This window comes from Bacillus sp. RB3, assembly GCF_030164735.1.
Lineage (GTDB): Bacteria > Bacillota > Bacilli > Bacillales > Bacillaceae_G > Bacillus_A > Bacillus_A cereus.
This window is the reverse complement of record NZ_JASNGE010000009.1, coordinates 158,044-172,598: the sequence shown is the minus strand read 5'-3', so window position 1 is coordinate 172,598 and position 14,555 is coordinate 158,044. Positions and strand designations below refer to the sequence as shown.

Sequence of the window (14,555 nt, the reverse complement as noted above, 5' to 3'; positions counted from 1 at the left end):
CGTGGCATTTATAAGCCACGACTTTTTAATTTGCTTACGAACTGGTACTAGTAAATAAAGCTATATCAATGATAGTGTGAATATATCCGTATCCCATTTACTTTTTAGCTTCTTTAAAAACAAAATGCTCTTTAAATTTTCTAGATTCAACTTTTTGACCATTTCGCATCGATCGGAATGGGTGTTCTTGCCATGTAATAATAACATCAACTTCATCTGCTTTTGTAGCAACGGGTAAATTAGCGTGTTCAAATCCAGTTTTTCCACTTGCCAAACGACTTTCCTTTAGGGAAAAGAGTTCATATTTCGTTTTCTTATTTGGTTCGTTGCGGAATACTTCGACGTTTACATTATATACTTCACTATTCCCGACATTCTTTACTGAAAAATGATATGTTTGAAATTCATCTTTTTTAGCTTGAAGCATATTCTTGTTTGTTTTTTTCGGTTTATCAATATTTACTTGCCATTGATCAGAGTTTTGAGAGATTGGTAAAGATTTTGGTGAATAGGCATACGTTTCGTTTACTACAATTAAGCAAAACAAAAGGAGAAAGAAACTAATTGCTTTTTGCATATACACACCTCGCGTTAAAATTTTTATTAATATGCGTAAATGAATTAGTTTTTATGTAAAAATTGGAAAATATTAAAGGTGTAATTTTGGATGTAATACATAAGAATATGTATTACAAAATTAACTTTTCACACTTTAGAAGAAGTTAGGAGTTATAAAACCAGAATGTTTCAAAAAAAGCTTGCGTTTTATAAGGTGAGGAGTTAGAATACTCTGTAAATATAAAAAGTGATGATCAGGAAAAGTACATGGTGCAAAGGTCTACAGAGAGCAGCCAGTTGCTGGGAAGGTTGCGATACCGCATGATGGAAAGACACCTGTGAGTGTTGCTTTGAACGTGATTATTAGTAAAAGCAAACGGTACCTACCGTTATCAGGGCTAAGATGGTCAGTATGACAATTTGGGTGGTACCGCGGAAAAAATCCGTCCCTATTTATAGGGGCGGATTTTTGTATTCTTTGAAAGGGGGTGAGTGACCGTGGATGATGACGATGACAACAATAACGTAAATAAATATAAAATTACTGGAGGGAAAAATAATGGATTCAATAATGAAGCGTTCACTCACAAAAGAATGTACAAAGCAAAGTGGAAAGGTTGTATTACTTCAAGGATGGGTAAAAAAGATTCGACATCTTGGAAATGTTAGTTTTTTATTATTACGGGACAGAACAGGAGTAATTCAATGTGTATTAGAAAATGAATTGGCTGGATATAAAGTTGATGTAGAAAGTGTCGTCCACGTAATTGGTGAAATAGTCGAGACATCGAAAACAGAATTGGGTGTTGAAGTACTTGCTCATGAAGTGAAAGTAATAAACGGTGCAGAGCCACTTCCATTTGAAATAAATAAAAAGAAGTTACAAGTTGGCTTAGATCAACTACTTAATGAGCGAGTAATATCATTAAGGCATGAGCGAACCGCAGCGATTTTTAAAGTGAAATCTACACTCGTTCAAAGCTTTAGTGAATTTCTTATAGAGAACGATTTCACACGAATATTTACGCCGAAAATTGTTTCGCAAGGGGCAGAAGGAGGAGCAAATGTTTTTAAGCTTCCATACTTCCAAAAAGAAGCTTATTTAGCACAATCACCACAGTTCTATAAGCAAATGATGGTGGCAGGTGGGTTAGAACGAGTTTTTGAAATTGCACCTGTATATAGAGCGGAACATCATAATTCTTCCCGTCATTTGAATGAATATATATCGTTAGACGTAGAGCTTGGTTTTATTCATGATTTTTATGAAGTGATGCAACTAGAAACGGATGTTTTACGATATATGTTTCAACAAGTAGCGAAAAAATGTGAAATAGAACTACAACTATTACAAATAGAAGTACCTGTTATTACTGAAATACCTAAAATTACATTGTTAGAAGCACAAGAAATTTTGAAAAGTAAGTATCGTAAAGAATCTCCTGTAGGGGATTTAGATACAGAAGGTGAAAAGTTACTAGGGAAATATGTGAAGGAAATATATAATAGTGAATTTGTTTTTATTACGCATTATCCGAAAAAAGCGAGACCGATGTATACGATGCCGAATAAAGAGAATCCAGCTATTACTGATTCATTCGACTTATTATATAAAGGATTAGAAATAACGTCAGGGGCACAGCGAATTCATAATTATGAAATGTTACTCGCTTCGTTTAAAGAAAAAGGATTACACCCAGATAAATTTCAATCTTATTTAAATACATTTCGATATGGTTGTCCACCACATGGAGGTTTCGGAATTGGGTTAGAAAGGGTTGTATATAAACTTTTAGAATTAACAAATGTACGAGAGGCGAGTGCTTTTCCGAGAGATTGTACTCGTCTCATACCGTAAAAAGAATCTTCGCGATTATCGCGAAGATTCTTTTTTTATAGTTCGTTTGAAAAGGTGAAAATATAGACTCTTTCTTTTTCTAATAAGCTTAGTAAAAGTCAGTTGAAATATGAACCATTTCGACAAAAAAATCAATATACCCTTGACAGTTACAAATATAACAGATATACTTCATATTAATTTCAAAAGAAAATATATTCTAAATATTAAAATGTGTTGAATAGGAGTAGTAAGGTCATGTATTTGTACAGAGAGCTATGGGTTGGTGTGACATAGTCAAATAACATCCTGAACTCGCCTAGGAGCAGTAAGGTGGAACGGAATTACATTCTTAGTAAATCTTAACGGTTAACCTTCGATATTAGGTTTGTAATCAAACGATTACTACTAAGGTGGATTCATAATGGAATCAATAAGGGTGGTACCGCGTTAAGTAAATGGCTTAGCGTCTCTTTATATAGAGATGCTAGGCCATTTTTTTATTATATGGAAGAAGAAATGGAGGGTTTATTTGAATAGGTTTATAAAATTTATTTATTTATATAAAAAGATTTAATTAGGAGGAAAATGAGATGAAACAGACGGAGCAATGGACTTCGAAATTAGGTTTTATAATGGCGGCAGCCGGATCAGCAATTGGACTTGGTGCGATATGGAAGTTCCCTTATATCGCTGGGAAGAGTGGGGGAGGAGCGTTCTTTTTAATATTTATATTATTTACTGTTTTAATTGGACTACCGCTACTTATAGCTGAATTTATGATTGGACGCAGTACGCAGAAACAAGCAGTTGGAGCATTTAAAAGCATCGCACCAAATACAGGATGGCATTGGATTGGACGCCTTGGTGTTGGAACTTGTTTTATACTACTTTCGTTTTATAGTGTTGTAGGTGGATGGGTATTAATTTATTTATTCAGAGGAATAACTGGACAACTGATTACTCCAGGACAAAATTACGGTACATTATTTACTGAAACAATTGGGAATCCTGCTTGGGCTATTATGGGACATTTCGCTTTTATGTTCATTACGATATGGGTTGTATCAAAGGGTGTACAAAACGGAATTGAAAAAGCAAGTAAATATATGTTGCCAGCATTGTTCGTTTTATTTGTCGCTCTTATTATTCGTTCGTTAACACTTGATGATGCAATGAAAGGTGTGAAGTTTTTCTTACAACCAGATTTCTCAAAGATTACTTCGGAAAGTATTTTGTTCGCAATGGGGCAATCATTCTTTGCAATTAGTATCGGGATTTCAATTATGGTTACGTATAGTTCCTATTTAAATAAAAAAGAAAGTTTACCAAAATCAGCAATAACAATTGTTGGATTAAATTTATTTGTTTCATTATTTGCAGGTCTTGCTATTTTTCCAGCCGTATTTTCATTAGGAATGGAGCCAACAGAAGGACCTGGATTACTATTTATCGTATTACCATCTGTATTTAGTCAAATCCCATTCGGTGGATTTTTCTTAACAGTATTTCTTGCACTATTTACATTTGCGACATTAACATCAGCATTTTCTCTACTAGAAACTGTTGTTTCAGCATTAGCAAATGGTGAACAAGAAAAGAGAACGAAATTATCATGGCTGATCGGTTTCGGCATTTTCTTGGTAGGTATACCATCAGCGTTATCATTTGGAGTATGGAGTGATATTACGATTTTCGGAAAGAATATTTTTGATGCAGTAGACTTCTTATCTAGTAATATATTAATGCCACTTGGAGCACTATTTATTAGTATTTTCGTTTCATTCAAAATGGAGAAGAAGGTACTAGAAGCAGAGTTTTTTGTAGGTGGAAATTATGGAAAGAAAGTATTTACTTATTGGGCATTTTTACTTCGATTTGTAGCACCACTTGCAATAATTATAGTCTTCTTAAATGTAATAGGGATTATTTAATATTAAATGTTATAATATTCAGTAAAAAAAGGGGTGATGATCATAAAGAAAAATTTGATAGAAGCAGGGAAATATATGAATATTAGAGGGAAAAAGCTATACGTTGAAACACATGGAAATCCTAAAAATAAGCCAGTCTTATACTTGCATGGTGGACCAGGAGAAAGTTGTTATGATTTTTCATTTCATCAATCGGAACGTTTAAAAGATTCTCTATATGTAATTATGATAGATCAAAGAGGTGTTTGTCGCTCAGAAGAAATTACTGAAGACGAAGCTTTTGGATTAAATGATTTGATTGAAGACTGTGAGGAATTAAAAAAAGTATTACAAATTGAGAAGTGGTCTATAATTGGACACTCTTTCGGTGGATATGTAGCATTGCTTTATGCGTCGATATATCCAAGTTCAATAGAGAAAATAATATTTGAAGGACCAACTTTTGATTTTGCATTAACAAGTAGGGCTTTGTTACAAAAGACAGGGCATTTATTAAAAAAGTATGGAAAAGAAGAAGTAGCAGAAGAGTGCTTTGCTTATTCATCTAGCGAGGCTAGTTCAGAAGAGTTGTTAGAAGCTTATATAAGACTAAGCGCTGAATTAGAAGAAAAAAGAATGGAGATTTACAATAATAAGGAAGATAGGACAGATGAGAGTTTATACAGTGATGAAGAGTGGGAAATATTTTCAAATCGCTCCAAAATTCACTTTGATAGATTAAAATTAGAGGGAGCATGTCATACATCATTATTATCAAAAATAAAAGATGTACAAAATCTAATGTTATTAATAGTAGGAAAACATGATGTAGTAACGTGTGAAGAACAAATTAAAACATTTAATAAAGATGCCCGAAACGGCAAGTATATCGTATTTGAAGAGAGCGGTCATTCACCTCATTATGAGGAAGCAGATAGATTTGCAGAAACAGTCATACATTTTTTGAAATGAAGAAAAGGGTGCTTCTATAAATGAGAGGCACCCTTTCTAAATTTCTGGATATGTGATTGTGATGTTAGGCCACTTACTTTGCCAATTCTTTTTTATAACTCTGTTTTTGTACATATGTAATCGTTCTTTCGATTCAAGAAAATGAGCTGTTGGTTTCACTTGTAAGGAAAGGACATCTTCAATACCACATGGGGCTGTTAAGATAACGTTGTTTAGTTCATCAAGTGTAACTCCTAAAGCCGTTGCTGTTTCAGGGAATTTAGAAATAGCATTAACAGAAGAAGAATAAGGTGGCATATTATTCACTACATGCATACGAGCTTGATTTTTTACAGACCAAGGGATAGTAGCATCAATATTCATTAATTTCGTTTCTAATGATTGTTCGTATATCTCATCTTGATGTAGACTATCATAATAAATCACATCAACATCAGGCATAGCCGTTTTAGCTTCATAGTCATGTAAAGTATCCCAAATTTTAGAACGAACAAATCCGGCACAAATCCACCAATCAGGTAGCTCTAGTGATTTTGCCATTTGTAATACATTCATCATCCATTCGTCGTTTTCTATTAAGCGAATTATATCTTTCTCTGTTTTGATCTTCATTGATAAATTCACCTTTCTAGTAAATTAATGCATCAGTTCAATAATCCATAAAATCCAGTAAGCACCTGGTACAAATAGCAGTTGTGCTAATAATGTGCCGAGAAGTCTAGAAATCATTAGCCAACCATACATTTTACTCATAGATTCAGCACCGCTTTCTGATTGTAGAGCACGTTCTGTTAAAAGAGCAATGCGTGGATCGAGTAATACAGTTAATAAAATAGTGGCGAAACCATTTACAAGGCCAGAAGCTGTACTTGCATTTGTTGCATAATCTGGATTTAAAAAAGAAGCGTAAAGGGCTGAAAGTACCCCTGCTGTATAAATAGCAGTAGCAAACATGTTAATAAGCATAATACGCTTTGGAATACCACCGATACGCAGTCTATGAATCATTTCTAACTTTGGAAAACGGACATATTTTTTTGTGTACTTTAATTTTTGAATGTTATTCGTTTTCATCATTCGAATGAAAGAACCGTCTGTTTCAAAGTTTTGAATGACATATCCAAATAATTTTGTCAAAGTTGGATAAAGAATGATCGCGATTAATGTACCGATAGAAGCCGATAATAGTACGAGTCGTATAATATGCTCTAAATTAATAGAAGAATCTAGTTTTGCTTCATCGACAATACCACCGATTAAAAAGGCTTGTAGTAAGTTTGATGTTCTTGAAATAAGTAACACCATTCCTACAACAGACAAGGCAACCGCAATCTTCTTTAAACGTACTCCAGCTAATCGAATACTATAAGAGCTTGTTTCAACTGCGTGGATCACAATTGTGAAAGCCATTATAAAAATTAACGTAATTGACATTTGTTTCACCAGTTTCTATTAAAATAATTGTAACTTTTTTACTGTATCATATCTATCGTATTTTGTAACTGAAAGTATGTGACATATGGAAATTGATTTTTCGAAAAAATAGATAATAATAGTATAATAGGGAGAAGTGGAAGAGATGTTAGCACTTATTTATACAGCAAATTAAGTGGAGGAATGAAGCATGTATAAAACATTTCTATTTGATTTAGATGGAACTTTAACGGATCCGAAAGAAGGGATTGTAAACTCGGTTTTATATGCATTAAAAAAAGTAGGAATTGAAGAAGTACATATAAGTGAGTTAGATTCATTTATAGGTCCTCCTATTCAGCAATCATTCATAGAGAGATATAATATGAGTGAAGGAGAGGTTGAACGTGCTGTTTTTTACTTCCGTGAGTATTTAAAGCAGCGTGGATTGTTTGAAAATAATGTATACGAGGGGATTCTGAAGCTCTTGCAACAATTAAAAAGTTCAGGGAATCGCATATTCGTAGCAACTTCAAAGCCCACTGTATTTGCGAAACAAGTTATAGAGCATTTTCGATTAACGAATTATTTCGAAGACATCATTGGAAGTAATTTAGATGGTACGAGAATAAAAAAAGAAGAAATAATTGCTCATATTTTACAAACACATGAAGAACTAAATAAAGAAGAAATGATAATGATTGGTGATAGAAAGCACGATATAATAGGTGCAAATCAGAATGGAATTGCTTCAATTGGTGTTTTATATGGCTATGGCTGTGAAAAAGAACTGACTGAAGTTAGTGCGACCTACATAGTGAAAGATGTTGAAGAACTGTATCATTTTTGTGTAGAGAAAAATTTAATACAGCAGTAAATATAGATTCTAGCAATCCCTTTATAACGTATGACGATGAATTCGTTTCTGTTTAAAGGGATTTTTCATATGTAATCGAATAATTATAATTAGACATTTTTAGCATAAAAATTTGTATGAATAAGAGGAGGGATGTCAGAATTGAAAGGTTAGTAGAAATTTATCAATAAAATTTAGAATATTCTGTTTAATGGAGGGGTAAAATTGGAGTTAGTTATTATATTATTAGCACTAAGTTTACTTATGTTCGTAGCATACAGAGGTTTTTCTGTTATTTTATTCGCGCCGATATTTGCATTATTTGCAGTATTTTTGACAGAACCTAGTTATGTATTACCTTTCTTTTCTAATATCTTTATGGAGAAAATGGTTGGATTTATAAAATTATATTTTCCTGTGTTTTTATTAGGAGCAATATTTGGAAAAGTAGTGGAAATGTCAGGAATTGCAGATTCTATCGCAAAAACAATTATTGAGTTAGTTGGTGAAAAACGTACTATATTAGCGATTGTATTAATGGGGGCTATTTTAACGTATAGTGGTGTTAGTGTGTATGTAGTAGTGTTTGCTGTTTATCCGTTCGCAGCTAAGTTGTTTCGACAAGCTAATATTCCAAAGCGTTTAATCCCTGGAACGATTGTTCTTGGAGCAGTAACGTTTACAATGGATGCGCTACCTGGATCACCACAAATTCAAAATGTAATACCTACAACATTTTTTAAAACGGATATTTATGCTGCACCGATACTTGGGATTGTAGGAGCAATTTTTGTTCTTACATTAGGTTTACTATATTTAGAGAGTAGACGTAAGAAGGCAAAAGCAGCAGGTGAAGGATATTTTGGTTTTAATGATGGAAATACTGAAATGGCAGCATCTTTGCAAGTAGAACAAAAAAATATGTCATTAATTAATAACATTGAAATCACAAGAGCACAACAACTTATTGCATTTATACCACTTATTTTAGTAGGTGTAATGAATAAAGTGTTTACTATTATGATACCGAAGTGGTATCCAAGCGGTTTTGATTTTTCTGCAATTGGTATGAAAGCATTTGGAAAAGTAGAATTAAGTGCAGTAGTAGGAATTTGGTCTGTAGAATTGGCACTTATTATAGGAATCTTAACAACGTTATTATTATATTGGAAGCGAGTAGTAACAGGTTTCCAAGCTGGATTGAATACAAGTATTGGTGGAGCGCTACTTGCAACGATGAATACAGGAGCTGAGTTTGGATTCGGTGGTGTCATTGCAGCACTTCCAGGCTTCGCAATTATGAGAGATGGCATCTCTGCTACTTTCACAAATCCGTTAGTGAATGGTGCAGTAACGACGAATATTTTAGCTGGAATTACAGGCTCGGCATCAGGAGGAATGGGAATAGTATTAAGCGCAATGGGAGACAAATTTATTGCAGCGGCCAATCAATTTGATATTCCATTAGAAGTTATGCACCGTATCGTATCAATGGCATCAGGAGGAATGGATACACTACCACATAACGGGGCTATTATTACTATTCTTACAGTAACAGGATTAACTCATAAACAGTCATATAAAGATATATTTGCTATTACAATTTTGAAAACGGTTGCTGTATTTTTAGTTATCGCATTCTATACTTTAACAGGACTCTATTAAAAAATTTGAATCGTAAAGATTCATCAAATCGATAATTTATATTATAAAATATTAATTAGGATAAGAAGGGGTGGGGGACTTGCAGGAGGTTTCTGAGTTTCGTATGCCAAAGTCGGTATTATATGGAAGGAATTCGCTTGAAAAACTGGGAGAACAATCAAAAAAGTTAGGGAAAAAAGCTTTTATAGTTACTGATACAATTATGGAGAAATTAGGATATGTTGAAAAGTGTATGCAACAACTAAATAAGAAAGGTATTACTGTTAGCACATATAATAAAGTGGATGCTGAGCCTACAAATATACACGTATTAGAAGCGTTATCTCTTTGTAAAGAGGAAAAGTGCGATTTTATTATCGGTATTGGTGGTGGAAGTTGTATTGATGCTGCGAAAGCGGTAGCGGTTTTATATAAAAATGGTGGAGAAGTTGAGGATTATGTCCAAAAGGATATTGAAATAGAAAACAATCCACTACCACTTATTGCAATTCCAACAACTTCTGGTACTGGTTCGGAAGTTACAAGTGTAGCAGTAATTACGAATAAAAAAACAGATGTAAAAATGATGATGAAGCATCCTAGTTTTATACCGAAAGTAGCAATTATAGATCCAGTTTTGACAAGTTCGTTACCACCACAAATTACGGCAGCAACAGGAATAGATGCGTTATGTCATGCGATTGAAGCTTATATTTCTAAATTTTCACAACCACTTACAGATGTACTTGCTCTTTCAGCTATTGAAAGTATTATGAAATATTTACGTATAGCATATGAAGATGGACATAATATGGAGGCAAGAGAAGCGATGATGATTGCTTCCTTACAAGCTGGAATTGCATTTTCGAATGCATCAGTTACATTAGTTCATGGAATGTCAAGGCCAGTGGGAGCATTATTTCATGTACCGCATGGAATATCAAATGCCATACTATTACCTACAGTGTTAGAGTTTACAAAAACAAGTGCAGTGAAAAGGTTTGCAAAAATTGGACGTAACTTAAATAAGGATTTGTATTCGAATTCTGATGAGGAAGTAGCAGACTATACGATTGGGGAAATAAAAAAGCTTTGCTATGATCTTCGTATTCCAAATTTAAAAGAATACGGTATCGATGAAATTGAATTTGAAAATGCTATCTCTAAAATGGCATCAGATGCAATTGAAAGTGGTAGCCCAGCTAATAACCCACGTGTTCCATCATATGATGAAATCAAAGAGTTGTATCGAGAGTGTTTTAATTATAAGTATAAAGAATTTATAAAAATATCAGATTATTAATTTCAGAATATTCTATAAAAATTTCCTTGGAAATGAAAGTACAATTATTCTATATTTTACGTTAAAACAAGACTTTATATTCCAAACTTAAAGTCTTGTTTTATTGTGTATAATATACATAATAAAATGTTGTTATTAGTTTTATAAAAAAAGTTTAGGTAGGTGTTTATATGAAAACGATAGGTCTTATAGGTGGTATGAGTTGGGAATCAACTTCTGAATATTATCGAATTATTAATGAAGAAATAAAAGAGAGGTTAGGAGGGCTACATTCAGCAAAATGTTTGATTAATAGTGTGGATTTTGAAGAGATTGAACGATGTCAGTCTAGCGGAGATTGGGATGGTGCTGGAGAAATTCTAGGGAATGCGGCATATTCATTACAAAAGGGAGGAGCAGACTTTATAATCATTTGTACAAATACAATGCATAAGGTAGTTGGAAAAATAAAGGCGAAAATTGATATTCCAGTCTTACATATTGCTGATGCAACTGCAAAAGAAATTAAAAGAAAAGACATTCAAAAGGTTGGTCTGCTTGGAACTAAATATACAATGGAGCAAGATTTCTATAAGTCACGTATTGAAGAGTATGATATAAAAGTAATAGTACCATCAGAAAAAAATAGAAAAGAAATAAATAAAGTAATATATACAGAATTATGTTTAGGAAAAATAGTATCTCAATCTAGGGAATATTATAAAAGAGTCATCGAAGAGTTAGTGCAAAAAGGAGCACAGGGAATCATATTAGGTTGTACAGAAATAGGGTTATTAATAAAGCAAGAAAACGTATCTGTCCCGATATTTGATACAACTCATATACATGCAATTGAAGCAGTCAAGGTAGCTCTAGGTAGAGTATAATTATATTATGTAAACTTTATTCGTATATCTGGAAAACATTCAGAAAATATTTTATAATGTAAGTGGTTACATTTAAGGGGGAATGCGTATGTTTTCAGTTCAACCAATCGCATTTGTACATAATGAAAGAAAGGAAATAAAAGATGATGAGTGGGGAGAAGTAAGATCTCGTATAACTTTAACTGAAATGTATGCAGAAGAGAGTATACAAGGGGTTGAAGATTTTTCTCATATTGAAGTTGTTTTTTATTTTCATAAAGTAACTGACGAGCAAATTCAGTATTTTGCTAGACATCCTAGAAATAATAAGGATTATCCTGAAGTAGGTATTTTTGCACAGCGCGGGAAAAATCGCCCAAATCGCATAGGTGTAACAATTGTAAAGGTGATCAAAAGAGAAGGTAAATCAATTATTGTTGAGGGATTAGATGCTATTGATGGCACTCCTATATTGGATATAAAACCAATAATGAAAGAGTTTATGCCGACAGAAGAAATACACCAGCCTAAATGGGCAACGGATATAATGAGACAGTATTGGAAGGGGAATGGAGTAAAATGAGAATATATGAGGCAACAATTGCAGATTTAGATGGACTAGCATCAGTTTTTAATAACTATCGCATGTTTTATAGGCAAGATTCTGATTTAGAAGGGGCAAAAGTATTTTTACGAAATAGAATTGAGAAAAAAGAGTCTGTTATTTTCGTAGCAGTTGAAGACGGCGAATATATTGGGTTCACGCAACTATATCCATCATTTTCTTCTATTTCAATGAAAGAATTATGGATTTTAAATGATTTATTTGTACAAGCGGCGAAGCGTGGAGCCGGAACAGGTAAAAAATTATTAGAAGCTGCTAAAGAATGCGCATTAGAAAATGGAGCAAAAGGTGTAAAGCTGCAAACGGAGATTGATAATTTATCAGCACAACGATTATACGCTGAAAATGGTTATTTGAGAGATAATCGTTATTTCCATTACGAATTAACGTTTTAAAAAATTAAGTTGAAAGAGACATTTTCAAGAAAAAGAATTTCTTTGTAATGAGAAATTCTTTTTTATTTTTGCCTAAATTTAAAAACATGACAAAAACAAAACGATATTTATTTATTGTTAAACAATAAATATTGTGATAAAATTATGTTGCTATTAAATAAGTGAGGTATTGTAAATGAATCTTAAACGAAGTTCAACAACGTTCTTAAAAGTAATTATTTTTCTTGCTGGAATTTCAGTACTTGCTTTATGCATATTTTTAGTGCCGGAAATGGCGAATTTCGCAGCAAATTTGTATCCTAATATTGCTCCGATGAAATATCTTGTTTTCATTGTGATGTATGGAGCAGCTGTGCCTTTTTACGTTGCTCTTTATCAGGCTTTCAATCTTTTACAGTACATTGATGAGAACACAGCGTTCTCGGAATTATCAGTAAAGGCGTTAAAGAATATAAAGCGCTGTGCAATTACAATCAGTGGTTTGTATGTATTAAGTTTGCCACTTTTTCATTTTATAGCGAAAAAAATGGACCCTCCTATTGGGCTAGTGGGACTCATTATCGTTTTTGCTTCGCTCGTTATCGCCGTTTTTGCTGCTATCCTCCAACGACTTCTACAAGAGGCAATTAACATAAAATCAGAAAATGATTTGACGGTCTGAGGTGGCGGATATGACAATCATTATTAATATTGACGTCATGTTAGCAAAACGAAAAATGAGTGTAACGGAGCTTTCGGAGAAGGTTGGAATTACGATGGCGAATCTTTCTATTTTGAAAAATGGGAAAGCAAAAGCGGTTCGTTTTTCAACATTAGAAGCGATATGTAAAGCTTTGGAGTGTCAGCCAGGGGATATTTTGGAGTATAAAAACGATGAGAATACTCAATAAAAACAGATAACAAATGTAAATAATAGAAGTCAATAAAGAAGGGATAGCCACTAAGCTATTCCTTCTTTACGTTAATTGCTGTTACTAATAAAAAATATAATTTGAATTGCAATGTTTGCGTATCAAAAGGGAACTTGCTACCTTTTGAGGTGATCCGTTTTGTGGAAGACAATTATTTGCCAAAAAGGCTATTTAAACTATGTTTTAAATTATTTCGAGTGAATCAAAAACTTCATTTGTATTATAGTTGATTTAAAACCCAGTTCGTTGCATCTTCAAAGTTATCTGCAATGTAGTTTGGTTCAATATGTGCCCATTTGTCTCGGTACGTATGCAAAGCATCATACCCAGCGCCTGTTCGGACTAGAATCGTAGTCGCATTTACTTTTGCTCCTGCAACAATATCAGTCCAGCGATCACCAACTACAGCACATTGTGTTAAATTAAGTCCATGTTTTTTTGCTGCTTTAAGCAGCATGCCTGTACTTGGTTTACGGCATTCACAACCATCACCGTGTTTATGAGGACATACATAAATATCATCAAAACCGAAGCCTTCTAATTCGTGTACAAAATCGGCTACAGTTGCAATTCCATCTGCGATACCAGGTTGATTTGTGAAAGAGAAAATTTTTATATTTTTAGCTTTTAGTTTTTGCAAGGATGTTTTTGTGAATGGAAATAATGAAAAAGATCCTGGATAATGTATTGTAGTGTCACCACCAATTGTACCGTCACGATCAATGAAAATTGCTTTAATGTTTGTCATAGTTATAGTCCCTTCAATTTATAAGTAGTTTAAAAATGTTTTACAAATCTGTAGCCATTTACTTCATATCCTAATTTTTTGTAAAAAGGATGAGCTTCTACTCTTTTTGTTCCACTAACTAGCCATGTGCCAATGCAATTATGTTTCTTTGCTAATTGCTCGGCATAATCCATCAACACTTGTCCAATGCCTTTCCGTCGTATGTTAGAATCAACGCTAATAATTGAAATCTCTCCATAACGTGTTACATCTTCTAAATTTTCACGTATACGAAATCCAAGTAATCCAAATATAGCTTCTTCTTCCTCGTAAACATATAAAAAATCAAACGGACTCATTTGTACGAATTGTAATCGGTTGTTCATATCTTCATAGGAAATAGAGGAACCTTTTAATTCTTTCGTTAAAGAACAAAGTGCGTCTATATCATCTATCGTTGCTTCACGAATTTGAAAAGACATATTATCCACTCCAATAAAATGTAATCAAACATTTAATATTCTGTTAAAAAATGTTTTTTCCTGCTATGAAAATA

Annotated in this window: 16 protein-coding genes and 2 other annotated features; of the genes, 11 read left to right on the top strand and 5 right to left on the bottom strand. The window is 33.2% G+C overall.

What is annotated here, in order from left to right; all coding sequences use genetic code 11:
- Positions 1-97: 97 nt before the first annotated feature.
- Positions 98-577 (bottom strand): hypothetical protein, encoded by a 480-nt coding sequence (locus tag QO049_RS14460; RefSeq protein ID WP_001167912.1) that lies wholly within the window; start codon positions 575-577, stop codon positions 98-100.
- Between the two features lie 222 nt (positions 578-799).
- Positions 800-1,012, top strand: a binding site (T-box leader).
- A gap of 105 nt (positions 1,013-1,117) precedes the next feature.
- Here QO049_RS14460 and aspS point away from each other — a divergent pair.
- The 3 genes from aspS to QO049_RS14445 all read left to right on the top strand — a co-directional run bounded on the left by aspS (position 1,118) and on the right by QO049_RS14445 (position 5,280).
- A complete protein-coding gene (gene aspS, locus QO049_RS14455; RefSeq protein ID WP_000377345.1) occupies positions 1,118-2,416 on the top strand; it encodes an aspartate--tRNA(Asn) ligase in 1,299 nt (432 codons plus the stop codon).
- Between the two features lie 207 nt (positions 2,417-2,623).
- Positions 2,624-2,872: a binding site (T-box leader), on the top strand.
- Between the two features lie 116 nt (positions 2,873-2,988).
- Positions 2,989-4,329, top strand: a complete 1,341-nt coding sequence (locus tag QO049_RS14450; protein WP_000814538.1) for a sodium-dependent transporter — start codon at positions 2,989-2,991, stop codon at positions 4,327-4,329.
- A 75-nt stretch (positions 4,330-4,404) separates the two neighbouring features.
- Positions 4,405-5,280, top strand: coding sequence for an alpha/beta fold hydrolase (locus tag QO049_RS14445; protein ID WP_025966775.1), 876 nt, complete (start codon positions 4,405-4,407; stop codon positions 5,278-5,280).
- A 36-nt stretch (positions 5,281-5,316) separates the two neighbouring features.
- Here QO049_RS14445 and QO049_RS14440 read toward each other — a convergent pair whose 3' ends face one another.
- Positions 5,317-5,892 carry a nucleotidyltransferase family protein gene (locus QO049_RS14440; RefSeq protein WP_000695357.1) on the bottom strand — a complete coding sequence of 192 codons (576 nt, stop codon included), beginning with the start codon at positions 5,890-5,892 and terminating at the stop codon, positions 5,317-5,319.
- A 24-nt stretch (positions 5,893-5,916) separates the two neighbouring features.
- Complete coding sequence (locus QO049_RS14435) at positions 5,917-6,714, bottom strand: lipid II flippase Amj family protein (RefSeq protein WP_000028915.1); 798 nt, start codon at positions 6,712-6,714, stop codon at positions 5,917-5,919.
- A gap of 190 nt (positions 6,715-6,904) precedes the next feature.
- On the opposite strand from QO049_RS14435, the gene QO049_RS14430 reads away from it, so the two are divergent.
- The 8 genes from QO049_RS14430 to QO049_RS14395 all read left to right on the top strand — a co-directional run bounded on the left by QO049_RS14430 (position 6,905) and on the right by QO049_RS14395 (position 13,251).
- Complete coding sequence (locus QO049_RS14430) at positions 6,905-7,570, top strand: HAD family hydrolase (RefSeq protein WP_030025512.1); 666 nt, start codon at positions 6,905-6,907, stop codon at positions 7,568-7,570.
- Between the two features lie 204 nt (positions 7,571-7,774).
- A complete protein-coding gene (locus QO049_RS14425; protein ID WP_284489309.1) occupies positions 7,775-9,214 on the top strand; it encodes a GntP family permease in 1,440 nt (479 codons plus the stop codon).
- A gap of 79 nt (positions 9,215-9,293) precedes the next feature.
- A complete protein-coding gene (locus tag QO049_RS14420) occupies positions 9,294-10,496 on the top strand; it encodes an iron-containing alcohol dehydrogenase (RefSeq protein ID WP_098605382.1) in 1,203 nt (400 codons plus the stop codon).
- A gap of 170 nt (positions 10,497-10,666) precedes the next feature.
- On the top strand, positions 10,667-11,362 hold the full coding sequence (locus QO049_RS14415) for an aspartate/glutamate racemase family protein (RefSeq protein WP_246962629.1): 696 nt from the start codon (positions 10,667-10,669) through the stop codon (positions 11,360-11,362).
- 88 nt (positions 11,363-11,450) lie between these two features.
- On the top strand, positions 11,451-11,924 hold the full coding sequence (locus tag QO049_RS14410; protein ID WP_000493255.1) for an SAM-dependent methyltransferase: 474 nt from the start codon (positions 11,451-11,453) through the stop codon (positions 11,922-11,924).
- Complete coding sequence (locus tag QO049_RS14405; RefSeq protein ID WP_246962632.1) at positions 11,921-12,361, top strand: GNAT family N-acetyltransferase; 441 nt, start codon at positions 11,921-11,923, stop codon at positions 12,359-12,361. The genes QO049_RS14410 and QO049_RS14405 overlap by 4 nt, the downstream gene beginning before the upstream one ends.
- Positions 12,362-12,536: 175 nt before the next feature.
- Positions 12,537-13,022: a DUF2975 domain-containing protein gene (locus QO049_RS14400; protein ID WP_001050149.1), complete on the top strand. Its 486-nt coding sequence runs from the start codon at positions 12,537-12,539 to the stop codon at positions 13,020-13,022.
- Positions 13,023-13,032: 10 nt separating this feature from the next.
- A complete protein-coding gene (locus QO049_RS14395; RefSeq protein ID WP_000152534.1) occupies positions 13,033-13,251 on the top strand; it encodes a helix-turn-helix domain-containing protein in 219 nt (72 codons plus the stop codon).
- A 241-nt stretch (positions 13,252-13,492) separates the two neighbouring features.
- On the opposite strand, the gene QO049_RS14390 is transcribed toward QO049_RS14395, so the two are convergent.
- Together QO049_RS14390 and QO049_RS14385 are read right to left on the bottom strand one after the other, a co-directional pair.
- Positions 13,493-14,020 (bottom strand): HAD-IIIA family hydrolase, encoded by a 528-nt coding sequence (locus QO049_RS14390; RefSeq protein WP_284489308.1) that lies wholly within the window; start codon positions 14,018-14,020, stop codon positions 13,493-13,495.
- Positions 14,021-14,049: 29 nt separating this feature from the next.
- Positions 14,050-14,481, bottom strand: a complete 432-nt coding sequence (locus QO049_RS14385) for a GNAT family N-acetyltransferase (RefSeq protein ID WP_000009776.1) — start codon at positions 14,479-14,481, stop codon at positions 14,050-14,052.
- Positions 14,482-14,555: the final 74 nt, after the last annotated feature.

Coding starts and splice junctions, on each gene's coding strand:
- QO049_RS14460 (WP_001167912.1), bottom strand. CDS start 577: ATGCAAAAAGCAATTAGTTTCTTTCTCCTTTTGTTTTGCTTAATTGTA.
- aspS (WP_000377345.1), top strand. CDS start 1,118: ATGGATTCAATAATGAAGCGTTCACTCACAAAAGAATGTACAAAGCAA.
- QO049_RS14450 (WP_000814538.1), top strand. CDS start 2,989: ATGAAACAGACGGAGCAATGGACTTCGAAATTAGGTTTTATAATGGCG.
- QO049_RS14445 (WP_025966775.1), top strand. CDS start 4,405: ATGAATATTAGAGGGAAAAAGCTATACGTTGAAACACATGGAAATCCT.
- QO049_RS14440 (WP_000695357.1), bottom strand. CDS start 5,892: ATGAAGATCAAAACAGAGAAAGATATAATTCGCTTAATAGAAAACGAC.
- QO049_RS14435 (WP_000028915.1), bottom strand. CDS start 6,714: ATGTCAATTACGTTAATTTTTATAATGGCTTTCACAATTGTGATCCAC.
- QO049_RS14430 (WP_030025512.1), top strand. CDS start 6,905: ATGTATAAAACATTTCTATTTGATTTAGATGGAACTTTAACGGATCCG.
- QO049_RS14415 (WP_246962629.1), top strand. CDS start 10,667: ATGAAAACGATAGGTCTTATAGGTGGTATGAGTTGGGAATCAACTTCT.
- QO049_RS14410 (WP_000493255.1), top strand. CDS start 11,451: ATGTTTTCAGTTCAACCAATCGCATTTGTACATAATGAAAGAAAGGAA.
- QO049_RS14405 (WP_246962632.1), top strand. CDS start 11,921: ATGAGAATATATGAGGCAACAATTGCAGATTTAGATGGACTAGCATCA.
- QO049_RS14400 (WP_001050149.1), top strand. CDS start 12,537: ATGAATCTTAAACGAAGTTCAACAACGTTCTTAAAAGTAATTATTTTT.
- QO049_RS14395 (WP_000152534.1), top strand. CDS start 13,033: ATGACAATCATTATTAATATTGACGTCATGTTAGCAAAACGAAAAATG.
- QO049_RS14390 (WP_284489308.1), bottom strand. CDS start 14,020: ATGACAAACATTAAAGCAATTTTCATTGATCGTGACGGTACAATTGGT.
- QO049_RS14385 (WP_000009776.1), bottom strand. CDS start 14,481: ATGTCTTTTCAAATTCGTGAAGCAACGATAGATGATATAGACGCACTT.